This window comes from Cupriavidus gilardii, from assembly GCF_008801915.1.
Lineage (GTDB): Bacteria > Pseudomonadota > Gammaproteobacteria > Burkholderiales > Burkholderiaceae > Cupriavidus > Cupriavidus gilardii.
In genome coordinates this window covers 1-20,192 of the sequence record NZ_VZOV01000042.1, presented here as the reverse complement: position 1 = coordinate 20,192, position 20,192 = coordinate 1, and the positions used below count along the sequence as shown (strand labels likewise).

The following is a 20,192-nucleotide window of genomic DNA, read 5'->3' as shown; positions in this document are numbered from 1 at the left end:
CGGGGCCTGCGGTGCGGGGCTGGCGGCGGGGGCCTGGGCCTGCTGGCCGGCGGCGTCGCCGGACTCGGAGGGCGCGGTGGCGCAGGCGGCCAGCATCAGGGCGGCGGCCGCGGCGGCGAGGGCGCGCAGCCGCATGGAAATTCGTCGGATCACGGGATCTGCTTGCTTCGGGGGCGAAGTGGTTGGCAAAAGACTGCCATGATAGAGGAAACCCTTTGCACAAAGTTCCTCGCGGCAGCCAACCTAGGGTCAGTCCCGAGCGCGGTCCGGGCCCGATCCGTGCGCTCGTGACGCCAGTGCGGCGCCACGGTCGGGCGGATCGGGCCGGACCGTTACCGGCCTTGCGGCCCGCGTTCAGCGCGTCGCGCTGGCCGTGCGGGCGAAGCGGTCGAGCTCGGCAAGCAGCGCGTTCAGGTTCTGCTTGAGCTTGTCGAAGCCCGCATTGCGGGTCAGCGCCACCTCGTCCATGTACAGCTTGCGATTGATCTCGAGCTGCAGGCTGTGGCGGCCGGCCTGGGGCTGACCAACCACGCGCACGATCTCCACGCCCTTGTACGGGTGGTTGCGCCAGACGTCGTAGCCCATTTCCTTCAGCACGCCTTCGACCAGGTCGGTGAAACGCTTGTCGCAGGTGGTGCCGTCGCGGTCGCCGACGACGAAGTCCGGATGCTGCAGGCCCGGGTGTTCGGTCGCGTATTGCGCGGCCTCGCTGGGCATCGAGTGGCAGTTGATGTGCCATGCGCTGCCGTGCTCGGCGATCGCCCGGTCGGCCAGCTTCTGCAGCTGCGCGTAGTAGGGCAGGTAGTAGCGCTCGATGCGCGCCTGCACCTCGGCCACGCTGAGCCGGCGATCGTAGATCGCCTCGCCGGTGTCCAGCACGCGCCAGACCAGGCCCTTGCCGAGCCGGGTCTTGGGCGTTTCCTGCATCGGGCCCGGCCACGGGGCGTCGAGCAGGGCCTGGTCGATCTCCTCGATGCCGCGGTTGGCATCGAGGTAGCTGCGCGGAAAGCCGGCGCACAGCAGCGCGATGCCCTGCTTCGGCGCGTCGGCGTACAGCTCGTCGACGAAGGTGTCCTCGGCCTGGCGCAGCAGGTTCAGCGGCAGCCCGGCGGCGTAGCGGAAGTCCGCCGGGTAGCTGGTGGCGCTATGCGGTGAATCGAGAAAGAGCGGGCTGCTCTCGCCTTCCGGCAGCTGCAGGAAGTAAGGGCGCTCCGCGCTCTTTCGGTCTGCTTCGGTCATGATGCTTGCGGCTCGGTCTTGCGGCTTAGTCCAACGAGATCTTGGCGGCGGCGGCGATGCGCTTGTTCTTGGCCACCTCGTTCTTGATCTGGGTGGCGAAGTGCGCCGGCGTGTCGCCGACCGGAGTCGCGCCCAGCTTCTCGAACTTCTCCTTGACCTCGGGCATCGCCAGCACCTTGACGGTAGCGTCGTGCAGCTTCGTCTGGATGTCGGCCGGCAGCTTGGCGGGGGCAATCAGGCCGAACCACGACGAATCGTTGACCTCGGCCAGGCCCAGCTCGGCGAAAGTCGGCACGTTCGGCAGCGCGGCAACGCGCTTGGGCGCGGCGACGGCCAGCGCGCGCAGCTTGCCGCCCTGGATGAACGGCAGCGACGACGGCAGGTTGTCGAACAGGATCTGCACCTGGTTGGCCAGCGTGTCGTTCAGCGCCGGGCCGACGCCCTTGTACGGCACGTGCAGCAGCTCGGTCTTGCTGCTCAGCTTGAACAGCTCGCCCATCATGTGCGACACGCTGCCGTTGCCGGCCGAACCGTAGGCCAGCTTGTTCGGCTGCGACTGCGCCAGCGCGATGAAGGCCTTCATGTCGTTGGCCTTGACCGACGGGTGGACGCTCATCACGTTCGGCACCGAGGCCAGGTTGGTGATGGTGGTGAAGTCCTTGGTCGCGTCGTACTGCAGGCGCGGGTAGATCGCCGGGTTGATGCCGTGCGTCGAGGCCGTGGCGATGCCGATCGTGTAGCCGTCCGGCGTGGCCTTGGCCAGGTAGCTGGTGCCGATGCTGCCGCCGGCGCCGCCGCGGTTGTCGACCACCACGGCCTGGCCCAGTTGCTGGCCCAGCTTGTCGGCGACGATGCGGGCGACGATGTCGGTGGTGCCGCCGGCCGGGAAGGGCACGACCAGCGTGATCGGCTTGGTCGGGTACGAACCCTGCGCGGCAGCCTGGAACGACAGGCCGGCGGCCAGGGCGGCCGAGCCGGCAGCGATGAGGCGGAGCATGTTACGGCGTTGCATGAATGATCCTGAAAAGGGAGTCCAACACGGAATGGGGGAGTAAGGGCGCCGGCAGGGCGGGCCCGTCGTTGCTGTGCTAGAAAGCTTCGTTGAGCTTTGCTTGTGATTCTGCGCAAATCTGCAAGAACCGTGCAAACGAATTAAAATCGCACGGTCATTCCATTTGGTCGTGAAGTCTGGGAAATCGAGGAAGTCGCATGCGGCGCCTATGCCCGTCGTTGACCGGGCTGCAGGCCTTCGAGGCCGCCGCCCGTCATCTCAGTTTTACGCTGGCCGCCCGCGAGCTCCATGTCACGCAGGGCGCGGTCAGCAAGCAGGTCCGCCAGCTCGAGTCGTCGCTGGGCGTGGACCTGTTCGAACGCGTCCGTCAGCGGCTGCTGCTGACCGATGCCGGCCGCCGCTACCTGGAGCGGATCCGGCCCAGCCTGCAGGAGATCGAGGCCGCGACCGTCGAGCTGGTGGCCAGTCAGGGCCGCGGCGGCACGCTGCACATCGCCAGCATGCCGACGCTCGGCGCCAAGTGGCTGATTCCGCGGCTGCCGCAGTTCTTCGAGCGGCATCCGGAGGTCACACTCGAATTCGTGCCGCACGCGCAGGGCTATGACTTCTCGCAGCCGGACCTCGACGCGGCGATCCGCTTCGGCGACGGTGTCTGGCCGGGCAGCCTGGCGGACTACATGACCGGGCGCGAGGTGCTGCCGGTATGCCGGCCGGGTTTGCTCGCCAACGAGCCCAACGGCGTGGCGGCGTCGCCGCAGGCGCTGCTGAACTATCCGCTGCTGCACCATACGACGGTGCCCGAGGCGTGGTCCGACTGGCTGGGCGAGCTGGGCGTGACGACGCGGGAGGCCTGGAGCGGGCCGCGCTTCGACCAGTTCTCGCTGCTGACGCAGGCCGCGCTGTCGGGCCTGGGCATCGCGCTGATCCCGCGCTGCCTGATCGAGCAGGAACTGGCCAGCGGCGCGCTGGTGGTCGCGCATCCGGCGCGGGTGCTCAGCAAGAAGGGCTATTACCTGTGCTATCCGGAGCAGAAGCAGCATCTGCCGGCGCTGCAGACGTTCCGGCAGTGGCTGATGGAAGGGGTCGACGTGGTGGTGTGAGCGGCGGGCCTACTTCGACAGTACCTTCATCGCCTGCTCGAGGCCCGCGATGGTGACCGGGTACATCCGCGCCTTCATGATCTGGTTGATCACGGAGATCGACTGCCGGTATTGCCACAGACCTTCGGGCTCGGGATTGAGCCAGACGAAGCGCGGGAACTGGTCGATCAGCCGGTTCAGCCAGACCGCGCCGGCCTCGGCGTTGTTGTATTCGACCGACCCGCCCGGCTGCAGGATCTCGTACGGGCTCATGGTCGCGTCGCCGACGAAGATCACCTTGTAGTCAGGCGTGTACTTGTGGATCAGGTCCCAGGTGGCGATCTTTTCCGCATGCCGGCGGCGGTTGTTCTTCCACACGTAGTCGTAGACGCAGTTGTGGAAGTAGTAGTACTCCAGATGCTTGAACTCGGTCTTGGCCGCCGAGAACAGCTCCTCGACGCGCTTGATGTGGTCGTCCATCGAGCCGCCGACATCCATCAGCATCAGCACCTTGACCTTGTTGTGCCGCTCGGGGCGCAGCTTGATGTCAAGCAGGCCGGCGTTCGCCGCGGTCGAATGGATGGTGTCGTCCAGATCGAGTTCGGTGTCGGCGCCTTCGCGCGCGAACCGGCGCAGCCGCCGCAGCGCGACCTTGATGTTGCGCGTGCCCAGTTCGACCTGATCGTCGTAGTCCCGATAGGCGCGCGTCTCCCATACCTTGATCGCGGTGCGGTTGCCCTTGGACGGGCCGCCGATACGGATGCCCTCGGGGTTGTAGCCGCCGTGGCCGAACGGCGAGGTGCCGCCGGTGCCGATCCACTTGTTGCCGCCCTCGTGCTTTTCCTTCTGTTCCTCGAGCAGCTGCTTCAGGTGCTCCATCAGCTTGTCGAGCCCGCCCATCGCCTCGATCTTCGCCTTCTCCTCGGGCGACAGTTCGCGCTCGAGCGTCTTCTGCAGCCAGTCGAGCGGAATGTCGGACTTCCAGTCGACCAGGTTCTCGACGCCCTTGAAGTAGGCCGCGAAGGTCTGGTCGAACTTGTCGAAGTGCTTCTCGTCCTTGACCAGTGTCATGCGCGACAGGTAGTAGAACTCGTCGATCGACGGCGCGATCACCTGGGCCTTCAGCGCCTCCAGCATGGTCAGGTATTCCTTGACGGATACCGGCAGCTTGGCGTGCCGCAGCGAGAAGAAGAAGTCGATCAGCATGGCGGGTCTCGGTGTCGCGGGTGGCTGGCTGGGCGAGGGGGGAAAGCCCCGGCGCTCAGCGCGGCATCTCCAGGCGGTAGTGCAGATGGCGCTTCACCGTCGGCCATTCGCTGGCGATGATCGAGAAGACCACGGTGTCGCGCAGCGAGCCGTCGGCCATCACCTGGTGGTTGCGCAGCACGCCGTCCTGCTTGGCGCCGAGCCGCGCGATCGCGGCGCGGCTCTGGTGGTTCATCCAGTGCGTGCGGAATTCGACCGCGATGCAGCGCAGCTGCTCGAAGGCGTGCGCCAGCAACAGCAGCTTGCACTCGGTGTTGACCGCGGTGCGCTGCACGCTCTGCGCATACCAGGTGTGGCCGATCTCGAGCCGCCGATGGGTCTCGTCGACATTGAACATCCGCGTCGAGCCGACCACCGGGCCGGCCACGCCGTCCTGCACGCGCCGCACCACGAACGGCATCGCGCCGAGGCGGTCGCGCTGGTCCAGCGCGGTGTCGATCCACGCGCGCAGCCCGTCTGGCGTCGGCACCGAGGTGTACCACAGCTTCCACAGCTCGCCGTCGCTGGCGGCCGCGCGCAGCTCGGTTTCATGCGCGGCGTCGAGCGGTTCGAGCATGACGTGCCGGCCTTCCAGCACGATCGGCGCGATCAGACGGGTCATCGGGGTTCCTGGCGAGGGTTTGGACGTGCGACGGTCGACGAGGGCGGGCCAGCCGTTCAGCGGTTGGCGCGGTTCATGAAGACCAGCCGTTCGAACAGATGCACGTCCTGCTCGTTCTTCAGCAGCGCGCCGTGCAGCGGCGGAATCGCGGCCTTCTTGTCCGGGCTGCGCAGCGCCTCGGGCGGAATGTCCTCGGCCATCAGCAGCTTGAGCCAGTCGATCAGTTCGGAGGTCGACGGCTTCTTCTTCAGGCCCGGCAGGTTGCGCATCTCGTAGAACGCCTCGAGCGCGGCGGAGACCAGCTCGCGCTTGATGCCCGGATAGTGGACGTCGACGATGCGCTGCATCGTGTCGGCGTCGGGGAACTTGATGTAGTGGAAGAAGCAGCGGCGCAGGAAGGCGTCCGGCAGTTCCTTCTCGTTGTTCGACGTGATGATGACCAGCGGGCGGTGCTTCGCGCGGATCAGTTCGCGCGTCTCGTAGACGTAGAACTCCATCCGGTCGATTTCGCGCAGCAGGTCGTTGGGGAATTCGATGTCCGCCTTGTCGATCTCGTCGATCAGCAGCACCACCGGCTCGTCCGACTCGAACGCCTGCCACAGCACGCCCTTGACGATGTAGTTGCGGATGTCGTGCACGCGGTCGTCGCCGAGCTGCGAGTCGCGCAGGCGGGACACCGCGTCGTATTCGTACAGGCCCTGCTGCGCCTTGGTGGTCGACTTGATATGCCATTGCAGCAGCGGCATGCCCAGCGCGGCGGCCACTTCCTCGGCCAGCATGGTCTTGCCGGTGCCGGGCTCGCCCTTGATCAGCAGCGGACGCTGCAGCGTGCGCGCGGCATTGACGGCGAGCTTCAGGTCGTCGGTGGCCACGTAGTGGGCGCTGCCCTCGAAGCGGGCGGAGGGGGCGGCAGAGGCGCCAGCGGCGGCTTGGGCGGTATCGGTCATGTCGCGTTCTGAGGCTTCGTTCGGGTCGGAATGGGCCAGTATAAAAGAGCTTTCCCGTTCGCGTGCGCCCACGGCGCCGCTCTATGGACTGCCGCGTGCCGCGTGCGGTACAATGCGCCGGTTTGACGCGCCCCCACGTACGTCCATCCTCCTTCCCCTGCCGCCACGTCGCACCCCGGCGGCTCCGGTCGGGAAGCGGCGATCACGAAAGAATGGCCGGCATGACGGTCGATGCGCGCGGCCTCGGCCGTGCATTCGGCGGGAGTTCCATGTCTGGCCGCTCGGGCAGGTCACGCAAGGTTCAATCCTTCCAATCCGACTACGACAATGAAAAAGCTCCTCACGATGGTGGTGCTGGGCGCCGCCGCGACGGCAGCGCAGGCCCAGGAAGTCAAGGGCAATGTGGAGGCAGCCCGGGATAAGGTGGCGATGTGTATCGGCTGCCACGGTATTCCGGGATATCGGGCTTCGTTTCCCGAGGTGTATGAAGTGCCGATGATCGGGGGCCAGAGCGCGAAGTACATCGCGAACGCGCTGCAGGAATACAAGAAGGGTGGCCGCAAGCATCCGACGATGCGCGGCATCGCGGCGACGCTGAGCGACCAGGATATCGCCGATGTGGCTGCGTACTACGCGCAGCAGAAGCGCGACACCCGCGACAATCCGCAGAAGTGAGAGGACCCGACATGAAGACGCTCAAGACGCTCTCGTTCGCGCTCGGCGCACTCGTGCTGGGTGCCTCGGCGATGTCGGCTGCGGCTGCCGATATCGAAGCCGGCAAGGCCCTGGTGCAGAAGGGCAATTGCGCCGCCTGCCACGGCGCCGACATGAATTCCCCGATCGCGCCGGACTATCCGAAGCTGGCCGGCCAGCACGCCAGCTATCTGTACCACGCGCTGGTCGCCTACCAGATCCACGGCAACCCGCAGGTCGGCCGCTCCAACGCGATCATGCAGGGCCAGGTCAACGCCAACCCCGGCGTGGTCGGCAAGGATGGCAAGCCGCGTCCGTTCACCCGGCAGGAACTGAAGGACATGGCCGCCTATCTCGAATCGCTGCCGGGCGATCTGGTGTTGAAGAAGTAAGGCAGCGTACCGCCGTCAGAAAAGCCGCTTCCTTGGAGGCGGCTTTTTTTATATCTTCGGCATGTATCGATCGAAGGCCTGATGACACGGCAATACGATGGCGCTCCCTCGACAGCGGGAGCCAATGTGCCAACCCTCAGCATATTTTTCGGGATCGTGATCTCGATGTATTGGCGTGACCACGAACCGGCTCATTTCCATGCGCGCTATGGCGATGCAGAAGCAATCATCCGAATCGATACGCTCGAGGTTATGGCCGGATCGCTGCCTCGGCGTGCGCTGGCACTCGTGTTGGAATGGGCGTCTGCGCATCGAACGGAATTGGCCGAAGATTGGCGACTCTGCAGAAATCACGAAACGCCAAAGCCCATCCCGCCCCTGGAGTAAAAAACGCAATGGTTGCATGGCACGTCACCCGCCTGGCTGTCCTGCCAAATCATCGACTGGATGTTGAATTTGCCGATGGCACGCGCGGCATCGTGGACATGTCGGGTGATGAATTTCGTGGTGTGTTCGCGCCGTTGGCCGATGAGACCTACTTCGCAAAGGCCCTCATTGTCAACGGCGCGGTGGTGTGGCCGAACGGGGTCGATATTGCCCCGGATGCGATGTACGAGGAAGTGACCGGACGCCCGCTGACGAAATCGTAGGCGCCAGGTGATGGGGCGGCGCGCGGCCGCCAGAAGACTCATTCAGTTTCCGCTGCCCTTCGCCAGCCGCCGTGCCTTCACTGCATTGGCGAGGATCTCCAGCACGCGCACCGAATCGTCCCAGCCGATGCAGGCGTCGGTGACCGACTGGCCGTAGGTCAGCGAGTCGATCGGCGCCCCCTGGACATGGTCCTGGCGGCCGGCGATCAGGTGCGATTCGACCATCACGCCGATGATGCGATCGTCGCCGGCGGCGAGCTGGCGGCCGATGTCCTCGCAGACCGGGATCTGGTTCTCATGCTTCTTGCTGCTGTTGGCGTGCGAGGCGTCGATCATCAGCCGTGCCGCGAGCCCGGCCTTGGAAATCGCATCGCAGGCCTGCTGCACGCTGTCGGCGTCGTAGTTCGGGTTCTTGCCGCCGCGCAGGATGATGTGGCAGTCCTCGTTGCCCGAGGTCGACACGATCGCCGAATGGCCGCCCTTGGTCACCGACAGGAAATGGTGCGGCTGCGACGCGGCCTTGATCGCATCGACCGCGATCTTGACGTTGCCGTCGGTGCCGTTCTTGAAGCCGACCGGGCACGACAGTCCCGAAGCCAGTTCGCGATGGACCTGCGATTCGGTGGTGCGCGCGCCGATCGCGCCCCAGCTGACCAGGTCTGCGATGTACTGCGGCGAAATCATGTCGAGATATTCGGTGCCCGCCGGCAGGCCCATTTCGCTGATATTGAGCAGCAGCTCGCGCGCGGTGCGCAGGCCGTCGTTGATCTTGAAGCTGCCGTCCATGTGCGGATCGTTGATCAGCCCCTTCCAGCCGACCGTGGTGCGCGGCTTCTCGAAGTAGACCCGCATCACGACCTCGAGCTCGTTGCTGAAGCGATCGCGCTGCTCTTTCAGCAGCTTCGCGTATTCGAGCGCGGCGCGGGTATCGTGGATCGAGCAGGGGCCGATGATGACGATCAGCCGGTCGTCCATGCCGTGCAGGATCCGGTGCATCGCCTGGCGCGCGCCGTAGATGACGTCCGACGCCTTCTCCGACAGGGAGAACTCGCGGATCAGGTGCGCCGGCGGCAGCAGCTCCTTCAGTTCGCGAATACGAAGGTCGTCGGTGTTCTTCAACATGATGGCTCCAGGTCTTGTCAGGTCGTGAGGGTGGGGGTGTTCGGTATTCGGGTGCCGCGGCAGCGGCGGAAAATCGGGCCAAAAAAAAGCCGCCAGGTCTGCTGGCGGCTTTCTTGCAATCTTGGGAGGCGCTTACGACTGATCCTCTCCTTCCGCCAGCGGTGCGAGATCGCTAAAAAAGTAAAAGTAAAACTTGGCGGACATCAGGGAGGGCAGGGCGGTATTCAGTCGGAAATCGGTCGGTACTGCGCTGGTTTTCGTCTGCCTTTTGCGGCGGCCAGGCGGCCAGCGTCGGCAACGAAGCCACTTTATAGCCCGTTTCGGCACGCTTGGCAAGCGCGCCGAAACGGCCGGACGGTCCCGGCTGTGGCGTCGGCGCTGCAGCGGCACCGACGCCGGGCAGCCCGTCAGGCGGTGCCGCCCACCGTCATGTTCTCGATGCGCAGCGTCGGCTGGCCGACGCCGACCGGCACGCTCTGGCCTTCCTTGCCGCAGACGCCGACGCCGGAGTCCAGCCGCATGTCGTTGCCGATCATCGTGACGTCCTTCAGCGATTCCGGGCCGTTGCCGACCAGCGTCGCGCCCTTGACCGGCGCGGTGATCTTGCCGTCCTCGATCAGGTAGGCCTCGCTGGCCGAGAACACGAACTTGCCGTTGGTGATGTCGACCTGGCCGCCGCCGAAGTTGACCGCGTACAGGCCGCGCTTGACGCTGGCGATGATCTCCTGCGGGTCGCGGTCGCCGTTCAGCATGTAGGTGTTGGTCATGCGCGGCATCGGCAGCGCGGCGAAGCTCTCGCGGCGCGCGTTGCCGGTCACCGGCATCTTCATCAGCCGCGCGTTCAGCGTGTCCTGGATATAGCCGCGCAGGATGCCATCCTCGATCAGCGTGGTGCACTGGGTCGGGTTGCCCTCGTCGTCGAGGTTCAGCGAACCGCGGCGGCCTTCCAGCGTGCCGTCGTCGACCACGGTGACGCCCTTGGCCGCGACGCGCTCGCCCATGCGGCCGGCGAAGGCCGACGAGCCCTTGCGGTTGAAGTCGCCTTCCAGCCCGTGGCCGACCGCCTCGTGCAGCAGTACGCCGGGCCAGCCCGGGCCGAGCACGACCGTCATCGCGCCGGCCGGGGCGGGGCGCGCCTCCAGATTGACCAGCGCCGACGATACCGCCTCGTCGACATAGGTGCGCAGCAGGTCGTCGGTGAAGTAGCCGTAGTGGTAGCGGCCGCCGCCGCCCGAGGTGCCCATCTCGCGGCGGCCGTTCTGCTCGGCGATCACCGTGACCGACACGCGTACCAGCGGCCGCACGTCGGCGGCAATCACGCCGTCGCTGCGCGCGATCAGCACCACGTCGTATTCGCCGGCCAGGCCTGCCATCACCTGCACGATGCGCGGGTCCTTGGCGCGCGCCATCTTCTCGACGCGCTCGAGCAGCGCGACCTTCTCGGCCGCCGGCATCGAATCGAGCGGATCGTTGGGCGCGTAGAGGTCCCGGCCGCCGTGCGAGGCCAGCGAGCCCGCCACCTTGGTGCGGCCGCTGCCGACCTTGCCGATGGTGCGCGTCGCGGCGCTGGCCTGCAGCAGCGCTTCGAGGCTGATCTCGTCCGAGTAGGCGAAGGCCGTGCGGTCGCCGGACACGGCGCGCACGCCGACGCCCTGGTCGATATTGAAGCTGCCCGACTTGACGATGCCTTCCTCGAGGCTCCAGGCCTCGCTGCGGGTGTACTGGAAATACAGGTCGGCGTAGTCGACCTTGTGCGTGAAGATGTCGGCCAGCACGCGCTGCAGCCGGGCTTCATCGAGCCCGTACGGGGTCAGCAGCAGCTGCTGCGCGGTGGCGAGATTGCGGATTCCGAGATCGCCGGCGTTCATGAATGTCCTCTGTTGGATTCGGTGTCGCGCTGCCCGGCATCGGGCCGGCAGCCGCAAGGGTGGGGCGCCGGCTTGCGCGGCGCCCATGTGTTCGGTCGGGGACTACGGGTGTCCATGCTACAGCACCCGGTGGCGCAGCGCAGGCAGGTTCTGCCGCACTTCGGCGATACGCGCCGGGTCCAGCGTGCCGCTGACCACGCCTTCGCCCTCGGGCAGCATGGCCAGCACTTCGCCCCAGGGGTCGACCAGCATCGAATGGCCCCACGTGCGGCGGCCGTTCTCGTGCTTGCCGCCCTGGGCCGCGGCCAGCACATAGCACTGGTTCTCGATCGCGCGGGCGCGCAGCAGGATCTCCCAATGCGCCTGCCCCGTCGTGTAGGTGAAGGCGGCGGGCATCAGGATCAAGGCCAGGCCGTTCTCGCTGTCGGTGCTCGCCATTTGCCGATACAGCTCGGGGAAGCGCAGGTCGTAGCAGACCGACATCGCGACGCGGCCGCACGGCGCATCGAAGGTCACCGGCTCGCGGCCGGCCAGGATGGTGCGCGACTCGTCGTAGCGCTCCTCGCCGCGGGTAAAGCCGAACAGGTGGATCTTGTCGTAGCGCGCCACCCGTTCGCCCCGCGGATCGAAGGCCAGCGAGCTGTTGCGGACCCGCTCGGCGTCCTCGCACCACAGCGGCAGCGTGCCGCCGACCAGCCAGATGCCGTGGCGCCGTGCGGCATCGGCGAGGAAGTGCTGGATGGGCCCGTCGCCGTCCTGCTCGCGCACCGCGACCTTGTCGCTGTCCTGGCGGCCCATCAGGCAGAAATACTCGGGCAGCAGCACCAGTTCGGCGCCGCCGCGCGCGGCGTCGGCGATCAGCGCGTCGGCGCGCGCCAGATTGGCGTCGAGCGCGGTGCCGGTCACGGTCTGGATTGCCGCCACACGCATCGCGCGCGGCGCGGCGGAGCGTGTAGCGATTGGGTTGGCTGGCGTGGTGGCGGGGTCGGCGGCTGGCATGACGTTTCCTCGGCGCGATGGCGAACATTGCGGAAATTGCGGCATTGCCGCAGTTACGGCAATTACGGCAATTACGGCAATTACGGCAATTACGGCAATTACGGCAATTACGGCAATTACGGCATGTAGGACTGCTCGGGCTGGCGGCGGTCGGGTGCGCGCCGTTGCCCGTCGGCATTATTGTCGCCCACCTTGGCGATACGCGGCTCGGCCCAACTCCCGGTGACCTTGTAGTGCTGGGTGAAGGCCTTGGAGAACTCGTCGGCGAACAGCAGTTGCGCCGCCAGCGTGCCGATGCCCAGCGCCGGATTGATGAAGGCGGCGGCGACCGAGGCCGAGGTCGCGTTGATGCGCGGCACCAGTGCGACCTCGAGATCCTGTGTTTCCTGCGGGAGATTGGCGCTGCCCGTCATCGCCGCGCTGACCTGCGGGCTCTTCAGCCGGAAATCGCTGGTGCTGGCAATGCCGTTCTCGATGGTGCCGGTCGCGCTGATCTCGTCGAACACCAGGCCCTGGCCGGCGATGCCGCGGAAGTCGAGCGTCACCAGCCGCATCACGCTCTGCAGGCTCAGCACGCCAAGCAGCTTGGCCGCGCCGGGCTCGACGCTGACGATCTGGCCGTTCTCGAGCTTGAGCGCCACGCGGCCGTTCAGCGAGGCGTAGTCGATCGCCAGCGGCGAGCCGATCCAGCGGATGCGGCCCTCGAGCTTGCCCTTGCCGTCGCGCAGCGTGTGCGGCATGCCGAGCCGATCCAGCACGTCGCCGGCATTGCGCACGTCGACGTTGAAACTGAGCAGCGTGCGGCGCTGGCCGCCGGCCTTGCCGCTGTCGCGCACGCGCCGCGGCACGCGCCAGCTGCCCTGGCCGGTGAAGGTGGCGCCGGGCTGTTCCAGCGTCAGCGATTCCAGCGTCCAGACCGGCTCGCCATTGTCGAGCGCGCTGTGCGCCTTGACCTGCAGCTTGCCGAAGTCGTGCCCGCGTAGCTCGAAGCGCTCGGCCTGCAGATCGATCGAGGGCAGCTCCTCGATCTGGCCGGCCAGCGCGTCGGCGACCTGGCTGGTGTCCTGGCTGTCGGGAATGTTCAGCCGCGACAGCCGCAGCGTCAGCGCGCCACCGGGGCTCGACGGCACCGCGCGCCACTGCATCTGGCCGGCGATCTGGCGCGAGTCCAGGCGGAACTGCCAGCCGGGATCGCCGGACTGCGGCGCGCGCACGGCGTCCAGCGTCACGTCGTCGAGCTCGCGGCCGAACGCGAGCAGCGTGCGCGAGCGTGCGGTGATGCGCTCGGGCAAGTAGGAGGCCGTGACCGGCCCGCGCGGGGCGCCGTCACTGTCGTTGCCTGGGTTGCCCGGGCTGCCGGCCAGCGCCGCGCGCCAGCCGTCCAGATCGAAACGCTCGACCGCCAGCGCGGCGCTGACACCGGTCGCCGGTGTGGGGGCCGGCTGGCCGATGCCGATCCCGCCGTTGACGACCTCGACGCCGCCGGCGCCACGGCGCAGCAGATAGCGCGCGCTCATCATTGCGCCGTATTGCAGTTCGAGTTCTTCGTGGCCCGCGCGTCCGGCCAGCGGGCGCAGTTCGAAGCGCAGTGGCGCCGGCTGGCCGGCCGGCTTGGCCAGCGGGGCCGGCAGGTCGACCGCCATGCCGGCCAGATCCGCGGTGAAGGAGATCACCGGCTGGCGTTCGCGCACGCCGATGATGGCCTGGTAGCTCGCGTTGCCGTCGAAGCGGCGCGCCAGCGGGCTCAGGCCGGCCCCGGCCAGCGCCTCGGCGATGCCGCGCGAGTTCGCAGTGCCCGCCGCGGTCACGCGCACCGTGCCGTCGGACTGGGTGCCGCCGCTGGCGCGCACCTCGCCGCCGAGCAGGCGGGCGCGCACCGCGTCGAGCTGGAAACCGTGCTCGTTGAAGGCGACCGTGCCGGTGGCGCCGCCCAGCGTCGGCAGGCCCGGTGCAAGCACCACGTCGTTGCCGGTCAGCCGGTACTGGCCGTCGACCTTGCTGCGCGCGGCATCGGCCAGCGGCAGGTCGAGCTTCAGCCGCAGTTCGCCGTTGCCCTGGCCGCGCGCCTCGCCGGTGAAGTTGCCGGTCCACTCGCGCACCGGGCTGCTGGCGATATAGCGCAGGAAGCCCTGCATCGGGCCGCTGGCGCTGCCGTCCAGCGTCAGCCGTCCGCGGTGGTCGAGCTCGTCGATGCGGCCCTTGATGTCGCGCAGCGCCACGCCGGGCAGGCCCTGCACCGAGGCGCGCTCGACGTTCAGCGCCATCGCGCCGCGCTCGAACTGCAGGCTGCCTTCGATCTCGGTAAACAGCGGCCAGAGCGGCTTGCCGTCGGGGCCGCGCGGATCGATCTGATACGACGCCTGCCGCAGCGGCACGTCGACGCGGAAGTCGCCATGCCGCGCGGCGTCGCCGTGGAAGGGGAAGTGGGCGAGGTCGCCCTTGACCTGGAAGCGGACCGCCTCGGACTCGCCGCCGGCCAGCGCGCCCGCCAGATAGTGGCGCGTGCTGGCGGGCACGTGCAGCGGCAGGTAGCGCGGCACGCGCGCGACCTGCGCGCGGGCCAGCTCGCCGTCGAGCTCGGCAATGCCGGCATGGCCGTCGCCGCCTTCGCGCCAGCTGCCGCGCACGGTGCCGGCCGTATCGGCGTTGGCGAAGCGGATGCCGTCGCTGCGTACCGCCAGCTTGCCGCCCTCGCGGCGCCACTGGAACGCGCCGGCCAGTTCGTCGAAGGGCAGGCGCGGGTCTTCGAACACGCCGGGGAAGATCAGCGTGGCCTGGGTGCCCTCGAAGCGCGCGTTGCCGCCCTGCTGGTCGAAGGAGAAGCTGCCGGACAGCCCGCTGAAGCCCGGCACGCCGAGATTGGCGTGACCGTCCTTGTCGTAGGCCGGTTCGGCCGGCTGCTCGCGCACCGACACATTGCGCAGCGTGCCCTGGACCTGGTAGCGGGCAGGGCCGCCTTGCCGCTGCAGCAGGCCGCCGCGCTCGCGCGTCCAGGTGATGTCGAGATTGTCGAGCCGGCCCGATGGCCGCAGCGCGCGCACCTTGCGGGCCAGCGCGGTATCGAGCGGCATCGCGGTCGACAGCGCGCGCAGCGCGTCGAGGTCCAGCGTCGGCGCCTTCAGCGCCAGCCGCCGCAGCGCGCCATTGTCGTCGTGCGCCCAGCGCAGCGTGACGCGGCGCATGCCGTCGCGCCAGGCGCCGCCGCTGGCCTGTGCCTGCGCGCCGGCGGGCTCCCACAGCAGCGTGTCGATGGTCAGCTGGTTGTCGGCGCCTTCGCGCCGATGCAGCAACAGCGCCTGCGACTGATTCAGCCGCAGCGGCTCGGCCGCGCCGGCCAGGCGCAGATCGACCGCGTTGGCGCGCAGCCGCGCCTGGCTGCGCAGCATCTCGCCATTGGCGAATTCGATGGTGCCGTCGCTGCTCAGCACGCCGCTGTCGACCTGTTCGAACAGGCTCGAATAGCGCTGCACCGCCGGCAGCTGCAGCTGGCCGATATCCCAGCTGGCCTGGCCGCGCCAGTTGCGCCAGTCTCCCTGCGCATGCAGATAGGTATGGCGGAAGGTGCCGGTGATCACCAGCGGGCGGGCGGCCAGCGCGGCCGAGCGTGCTTCCAGCCGCAGGTCGTGGCGGGCGCCGCTGCGAGTCGAGCGCAGCAGGATGTCGCCGACCTCGAGCACCGGCAGGCCGCGCTGCTCGTCGAGCCAGCGCACCTTGCCGCCGGTCAGCGTGACCGAACCCTGCGCCAGCAGCCAGTCGAGGAAGCGATGATCGTCGCCGCTGCTGTCCTGCATGCGCATCGGCATGCCGGCCACCTCCAGCTTGCCCTGGGCGGAGCGGTGCACCAGCACGTCGGCGTGGTTGGCATCGAAGCGGGCGAAGCGCAGCTCGAGCGCGCTCAGCGACTGCCAGGACAGCGCGCCCTGCAGCGTGTCCGCCGACAGCAGCACGCGCTGCTGTTCGTCGACCAGCCGCACGCCGCGCGCATGGAAGGCGGGATGCCAGCCGTCCCACGTCGTTTCCAGCGCGGCGATGGTCAGCCGGGCCGACAGCGCCTCCGAACCGCGTTGCTCCAGCCAGGCGCGTGCGCCGGCGGCCTGCGGCCACAGCACGAAACGCATCAGCAGGAACAGCACCGCGGCGACGGCCGCCAGCGCCACGCCGATGCGCAGCAGCCAGCGCGCGATCCAGCCCCAGCAGCGGTGCCGCACCGCGGCGGCGATGGCGCGCCCGATGGCGCGGGGCGAAGCCTTCAGACAGCCGATCAATTGGCCGGCGCGGCGGCGCCAGGCCGAGGTCGAAAGCGGCTTGCCGGAGGGATGGGTGCTGGAGCCGCTGGGATCGGCGCCTGGGGCGGCGGTGGCCCCGGCCGCGGCGCCCGCGCTCGAACCCGCCGGCCCTGGGGCTGCTGCCGCGCCGCTGGACGGGGTGGGGCGTTCGGCGGGTGGGGTGGCGCGGCTGGACATGCGCAGATTATCCGACAATACTAGCCGCTCTCCAATTCGAAGCCAGCCCGGGCGGCGTTACCGGTGGCGCATGGTTCCTCGCGCGGCGATCCTCCGCCGCGATCCATCCAAGTGACAGGAATGACTTCCCCAGATATCGCGAGTTCCCAGGCGGGCGCCGGCCGGCACGCTGCCGCCGCCGTTGATGCCGTTGATGCCGTTGCCATCGATGCCGCCACCGCGGCCGGCGGCCTGGGCGGCATGGCCAGCGGCGCCTTCGCGCTGACGGCCGCAACCGGTCTCGACCCGGCCGATTGCGAGGGACACGCATTGTACTCGGCGGCCGCCTCGCATTACGTGCGCCGCGTGATGCAGGCCCGGCCCGAACTGCCCGCGCTGGTCGCGCAGGCCAGCGCCGAGCCGCTGACGCGGGTCTGGATGGAAGCGCGGCTGGCGACGCTGCGCCAGCCCGCCGCCGATGCCGAGCAGGCGATCGGCCAGGCGCTGCGCCGGCTGCGCGCCGAGGTGATGTGCACCGTCATCGAGCGCGATCTGCGCGGCCTGGCCACGCTGGCCGAGGTGACCGGCGCGATGACCGACCTGGCCGAACTGTCGATCCAGCATGCGCTGGCCACGCTGACCGAGGACATGGCGCCGACCTTCGGCCGGCCCGTCGGCGAGCACAGCGGCGAAGTGCAGGAACTGATCGTGGTCGGCATGGGCAAGCTTGGCGGCCGCGAACTGAACGTGTCGTCCGACATCGACCTGATCTTTCTGTACGACGAGGATGGCGATACCCAAGGTGGCCAGCGCAGCCTGTCGAACCACGAATATTTCACCCGCCTGGGCCGTCGCCTGATCAGCGTGCTGGCCGAGACCACCGCTGACGGCTATGTGTTCCGCGTCGACATGCGGCTGCGGCCCAACGGCGACGCCGGACCGCTCGCCTGCAGCCTCGGCATGCTCGAGGAATACCTGGTGGTACAGGGGCGCGAATGGGAGCGCTATGCCTGGATCAAGGGCCGCGTGGTGTCGTCGCTGGCCACGCCGCACGCGCAACGCGCCGCCGACCAGCTGGGGCGGCTGACCACGCCGTTCGTGTTCCGCCGCTATCTGGACTACGGCGTGATCGCCGCGATCCGCTCGCTGCATGCGCAGATCCGCGCCGAGGCCGCCAAGCGCAGCGGCGGCCTGGCCGGGCACGGCGTCAACCAGCGCTCGGCCGATATCAAGCTGGGGCGCGGCGGCATCCGCGAAATCGAGTTCATGGCGCAGGTGTTCCAGCTGATCCGCGGCGGCCAGGATCTGGCGCTGCGCGCGCGGCCGACGCTGGAGGTACTGGCGATCGCGGTCGAGCGCGGGCTGCTGCCGGCGGGGCAGGCGCTGCAGCTGTCCGACGCCTATCGCTTCCTGCGCCAGCTGGAGCACCGGCTGCAGTATCGCGACGATGCGCAGACCCATCACCTGCCGACCAGCGAAGAGGAACAGTCCGCGGTCGCGCGGATGATGGGCTGCCCGGACTGGCCGGCGCTGCTGGCCCGCCTGGCCGAGCTGCAGGAGCCGGTGGCGCAGCAGTTCGAGGTCACCTTCTCCGACCCGGAACAGGGCCAGGCGCCCGCCGAGACGCTATGGCCGGCGCTGGCGCATGGCGACGACGAGGAGGCGCCGTGCGCGCGGCTCGCGCAGGCCGGCTATTCCGACTGCGGCGGGCTGCTGGAGCGGCTGCGCGCCACCGCGAGCTCGCCGCGCTATCGCGCGCTGTCCGAGCAGAGCCGGGCGCGCTTCGACCTGCTGGTCAATCGCGCGCTGGACCTGGCGGGGCGGCAGGACGATGCCGATGCCACCATCGCGCGCTTTCTCGACTTCTTCGATGCGATCAGCCGGCGCGCCTCCTATCTGTCGCTGCTGTCCGAGTATCCGCAGGCGATGGAGCGAGTCGCCCATACCCTGCATGCGTCGCGCTGGGCCGCGAGCTATCTGACGCGGCATCCACAACTGCTCGACGAACTGCTCGACGCCGAGGCGCTGGCCAGCGTGCCGGACTGGGACGCCTTTCGTGCCCGGCTCGGCGAGCGCCTGCTGGCGGCTCACGGTCAGATCGAGGCGCAGATGGACATCCTGCGCCGCGAGCACCATGCGGAGACCTTTCGCGTGCTGCTGCAGGACCTGCACGGCAGGCTGACGGTCGAGCAGATCGCCGACCGCCTGTCGGATCTGGCCGACGCGATGCTCGACGTCACGCTGGCCGCGGTCTGGCAGCAACTGCCGATGCGCCATCGCGACACGCCGCGCTTCGCGGTGATCGCCTATGGCCGGCTGGGCGGCAAGGAGCTCGGCTACGCGTCCGACCTCGACATCATCTTCCTGCACGACGACGATGACGACGGCGCCGCCGAGATCTACGCGGCCTATGCGCGCCGCCTGATCACCTGGCTGACCAGCCATACCGCCGCGGGCATGCTGTTCGATGTCGACACGCGGCTGCGCCCGAACGGCGCCGCCGGGCTGCTGGTCACCAGCTTCGAGTCGTTCCGCCGCTATCAGCTGCGCCAGGGCGAGAACACCGCCTGGGTCTGGGAGCACCAGGCGCTGACGCGCGCGCGCTTCTGCGCCGGCGACCGCGAGCTGGGCGCGCGCTTCGAGCGGCTGCGCGAGGAGGTCCTGTGCCAGCCGCGCGATGCCGACACGCTGCGCCAGGAGATCGTCGCGATGCGCCACAAGGTGGCCGAGGGCCATCCGAACCGCAGCGACCGCTTCGACCTGAAGCACGACCGCGGCGGCATGGTCGACATCGAGTTCACCGTGCAATACCTGGTGCTGCTGCACAGCCGCGCCCATCCCGAGCTGACGCGCAATGCCGGCAATATCGCGCTGCTGCGGATGGCCGGGCGGCTCGGCCTGATCGACGCCACGCTGGCCGAATCGGTCGGCGATGCCTACCGGACCTTCCGCGCGCGCCAGCACAAGCTGCGGCTCGACGGCCAGGATCAGGCCCGCGTGCCGCCGCAGACGATCGAGGCGCAGGCGCGCGATGTGCGCGCGCTATGGCAGGCCGTGTTCGGCGAGGACTGAGCGCCGGTGAGCGCTGAACACGGCGGCGGCGCGAGCGCCCCGGCGCGGCCTGTCGCATGGCGGCGCATCGGGCCGGCCCTGGGCGCGACGGCGGCGATCGGCGCGCTGTCGGCGGCCTTTACCTTCGTGCCGTGGCTGCATGCGCACGGCCTCTATCTGCGCGATGCATTGATGCTGCCCGGCGGCGACCGCCAATGGTGGCGGCTGCTGACCGCGATGTGGGTCCATCTGGATGGACGCCACTGGCTCGGCAATCTGCTGGCGGCCCTGGGTTTGCTGCTGCTGACCGGCCGTGCCGCCGGCGCACGGCAGATGCTGCTGGCCTTGGTGGTCTGCGGGGTCGCGGTGCAGGTCGCGCTGCTGTGGCAGCCGGCGTTGCGCTGGTATGGCGGACTGTCGGGCGCGCTGCATGGACTGGCGGTCTGGGGCGCCTTGCGTCTGCTGGCGGCCGACCGCTGGTCGCGCGCGATCGGCGTTGCGCTCGCCGCCGGCGTGCTGCTCAAGCTGTGGCTGGAACAGTCCTGGCTGGCGCCGGTACGCTTCGATGCGGCATGGGGGTTCGGCGTGGTGCGCGCCGCCCATGCGGCCGGCGCGGTGGCCGGCTTCGGCTGGTGGCTGGCGCAGCAGTGGTGGGGGCAGCGGCGCGCCGCCGTGGGCTAGCGCGCCGGTCCTCGATTCAGCGCCCCTTCAGCGCCCGCTTCAGCGCTGCTGCCGCGGGCGACGGCCCGCGGGCAGCAGCACGCCGAGCAGGCCGGCCAGCGCCAGCGCCGCGCCGCTCCACAGCGGCACGGCACCGCCGCCGCCACCGTC

At 68.8% G+C, this 20,192-nt stretch carries 17 protein-coding genes; 7 read left to right on the top strand and 10 right to left on the bottom strand.

All coding sequences use genetic code 11. The annotated features are described in order from the left end of the window. Positions 1-354: 354 nt before the first annotated feature. Both F7Q96_RS25530 and F7Q96_RS25525 read right to left on the bottom strand, forming a co-directional pair. Positions 355-1,239: an N-formylglutamate amidohydrolase gene (locus F7Q96_RS25530; RefSeq protein ID WP_053821474.1), complete on the bottom strand. Its 885-nt coding sequence runs from the start codon at positions 1,237-1,239 to the stop codon at positions 355-357. A gap of 25 nt (positions 1,240-1,264) precedes the next feature. After that, entirely contained in the window at positions 1,265-2,251 is a 987-nt protein-coding gene (locus F7Q96_RS25525; protein ID WP_053821475.1) for a Bug family tripartite tricarboxylate transporter substrate binding protein, read from the bottom strand. Between the two features lie 197 nt (positions 2,252-2,448). On the opposite strand from F7Q96_RS25525, the gene gcvA reads away from it, so the two are divergent. Continuing rightward, a complete protein-coding gene (gcvA, locus tag F7Q96_RS25520; RefSeq protein ID WP_006578944.1) occupies positions 2,449-3,351 on the top strand; it encodes a transcriptional regulator GcvA in 903 nt (300 codons plus the stop codon). A 9-nt stretch (positions 3,352-3,360) separates the two neighbouring features. Here gcvA and F7Q96_RS25515 read toward each other — a convergent pair whose 3' ends face one another. The 3 genes from F7Q96_RS25515 to F7Q96_RS25505 are packed head-to-tail and all read right to left on the bottom strand — an operon-like array spanning position 3,361 to position 6,144. After that, complete coding sequence (locus F7Q96_RS25515) at positions 3,361-4,536, bottom strand: vWA domain-containing protein (RefSeq protein WP_053821476.1); 1,176 nt, start codon at positions 4,534-4,536, stop codon at positions 3,361-3,363. Positions 4,537-4,591: 55 nt separating this feature from the next. Continuing rightward, positions 4,592-5,197 (bottom strand): GNAT family N-acetyltransferase, encoded by a 606-nt coding sequence (locus F7Q96_RS25510; RefSeq protein WP_053821477.1) that lies wholly within the window; start codon positions 5,195-5,197, stop codon positions 4,592-4,594. 56 nt (positions 5,198-5,253) lie between these two features. Then, on the bottom strand, positions 5,254-6,144 hold the full coding sequence (locus F7Q96_RS25505) for an AAA family ATPase (RefSeq protein WP_053821478.1): 891 nt from the start codon (positions 6,142-6,144) through the stop codon (positions 5,254-5,256). 327 nt (positions 6,145-6,471) lie between these two features. On the opposite strand from F7Q96_RS25505, the gene F7Q96_RS25500 reads away from it, so the two are divergent. The 4 genes from F7Q96_RS25500 to F7Q96_RS25485 all read left to right on the top strand — a co-directional run bounded on the left by F7Q96_RS25500 (position 6,472) and on the right by F7Q96_RS25485 (position 7,879). Next, a complete protein-coding gene (locus F7Q96_RS25500; protein ID WP_006578948.1) occupies positions 6,472-6,819 on the top strand; it encodes a c-type cytochrome in 348 nt (115 codons plus the stop codon). 11 nt (positions 6,820-6,830) lie between these two features. Next, positions 6,831-7,229, top strand: a complete 399-nt coding sequence (locus F7Q96_RS25495; RefSeq protein WP_053821479.1) for a c-type cytochrome — start codon at positions 6,831-6,833, stop codon at positions 7,227-7,229. 81 nt (positions 7,230-7,310) lie between these two features. Beyond that, the gene (locus tag F7Q96_RS25490; protein WP_212762888.1) at positions 7,311-7,616 is read left to right on the top strand and encodes a DUF4160 domain-containing protein; all 306 of its coding nucleotides are present in this window, start codon (positions 7,311-7,313) and stop codon (positions 7,614-7,616) included. A gap of 8 nt (positions 7,617-7,624) precedes the next feature. Next, positions 7,625-7,879: a DUF2442 domain-containing protein gene (locus F7Q96_RS25485; RefSeq protein ID WP_053821480.1), complete on the top strand. Its 255-nt coding sequence runs from the start codon at positions 7,625-7,627 to the stop codon at positions 7,877-7,879. Positions 7,880-7,921: 42 nt separating this feature from the next. Here the strand turns inward: F7Q96_RS25485 and aroG are convergent, their stop codons facing one another. The 4 genes from aroG to F7Q96_RS25465 all read right to left on the bottom strand — a co-directional run bounded on the left by aroG (position 7,922) and on the right by F7Q96_RS25465 (position 16,331). Further along, entirely contained in the window at positions 7,922-9,001 is a 1,080-nt protein-coding gene (aroG, locus tag F7Q96_RS25480; RefSeq protein ID WP_006578951.1) for a 3-deoxy-7-phosphoheptulonate synthase AroG, read from the bottom strand. A 407-nt stretch (positions 9,002-9,408) separates the two neighbouring features. After that, entirely contained in the window at positions 9,409-10,869 is a 1,461-nt protein-coding gene (tldD, locus tag F7Q96_RS25475) for a metalloprotease TldD (RefSeq protein WP_053821481.1), read from the bottom strand. A 117-nt stretch (positions 10,870-10,986) separates the two neighbouring features. Next, on the bottom strand, positions 10,987-11,868 hold the full coding sequence (locus F7Q96_RS25470) for a carbon-nitrogen hydrolase family protein (RefSeq protein ID WP_390885746.1): 882 nt from the start codon (positions 11,866-11,868) through the stop codon (positions 10,987-10,989). 116 nt (positions 11,869-11,984) lie between these two features. Then, on the bottom strand, positions 11,985-16,331 hold the full coding sequence (locus tag F7Q96_RS25465; protein WP_151023518.1) for a YhdP family protein: 4,347 nt from the start codon (positions 16,329-16,331) through the stop codon (positions 11,985-11,987). Positions 16,332-16,571: 240 nt separating this feature from the next. Between F7Q96_RS25465 and glnE the strand changes: the two genes are divergently transcribed. Continuing rightward, positions 16,572-19,382, top strand: coding sequence for a bifunctional [glutamate--ammonia ligase]-adenylyl-L-tyrosine phosphorylase/[glutamate--ammonia-ligase] adenylyltransferase (gene glnE / locus F7Q96_RS25460; protein ID WP_390885749.1), 2,811 nt, complete (start codon positions 16,572-16,574; stop codon positions 19,380-19,382). Positions 19,383-19,448: 66 nt separating this feature from the next. Further along, entirely contained in the window at positions 19,449-20,042 is a 594-nt protein-coding gene (gene rrtA, locus F7Q96_RS25455; protein WP_151023520.1) for a rhombosortase, read from the top strand. A gap of 39 nt (positions 20,043-20,081) precedes the next feature. On the opposite strand, the gene mprA is transcribed toward rrtA, so the two are convergent. Continuing rightward, a partial coding sequence (gene mprA / locus F7Q96_RS27520) for an MprA protease, GlyGly-CTERM protein-sorting domain-containing form (RefSeq protein WP_151023516.1) occupies positions 20,082-20,192 on the bottom strand: 111 nt, incomplete at its 5' end.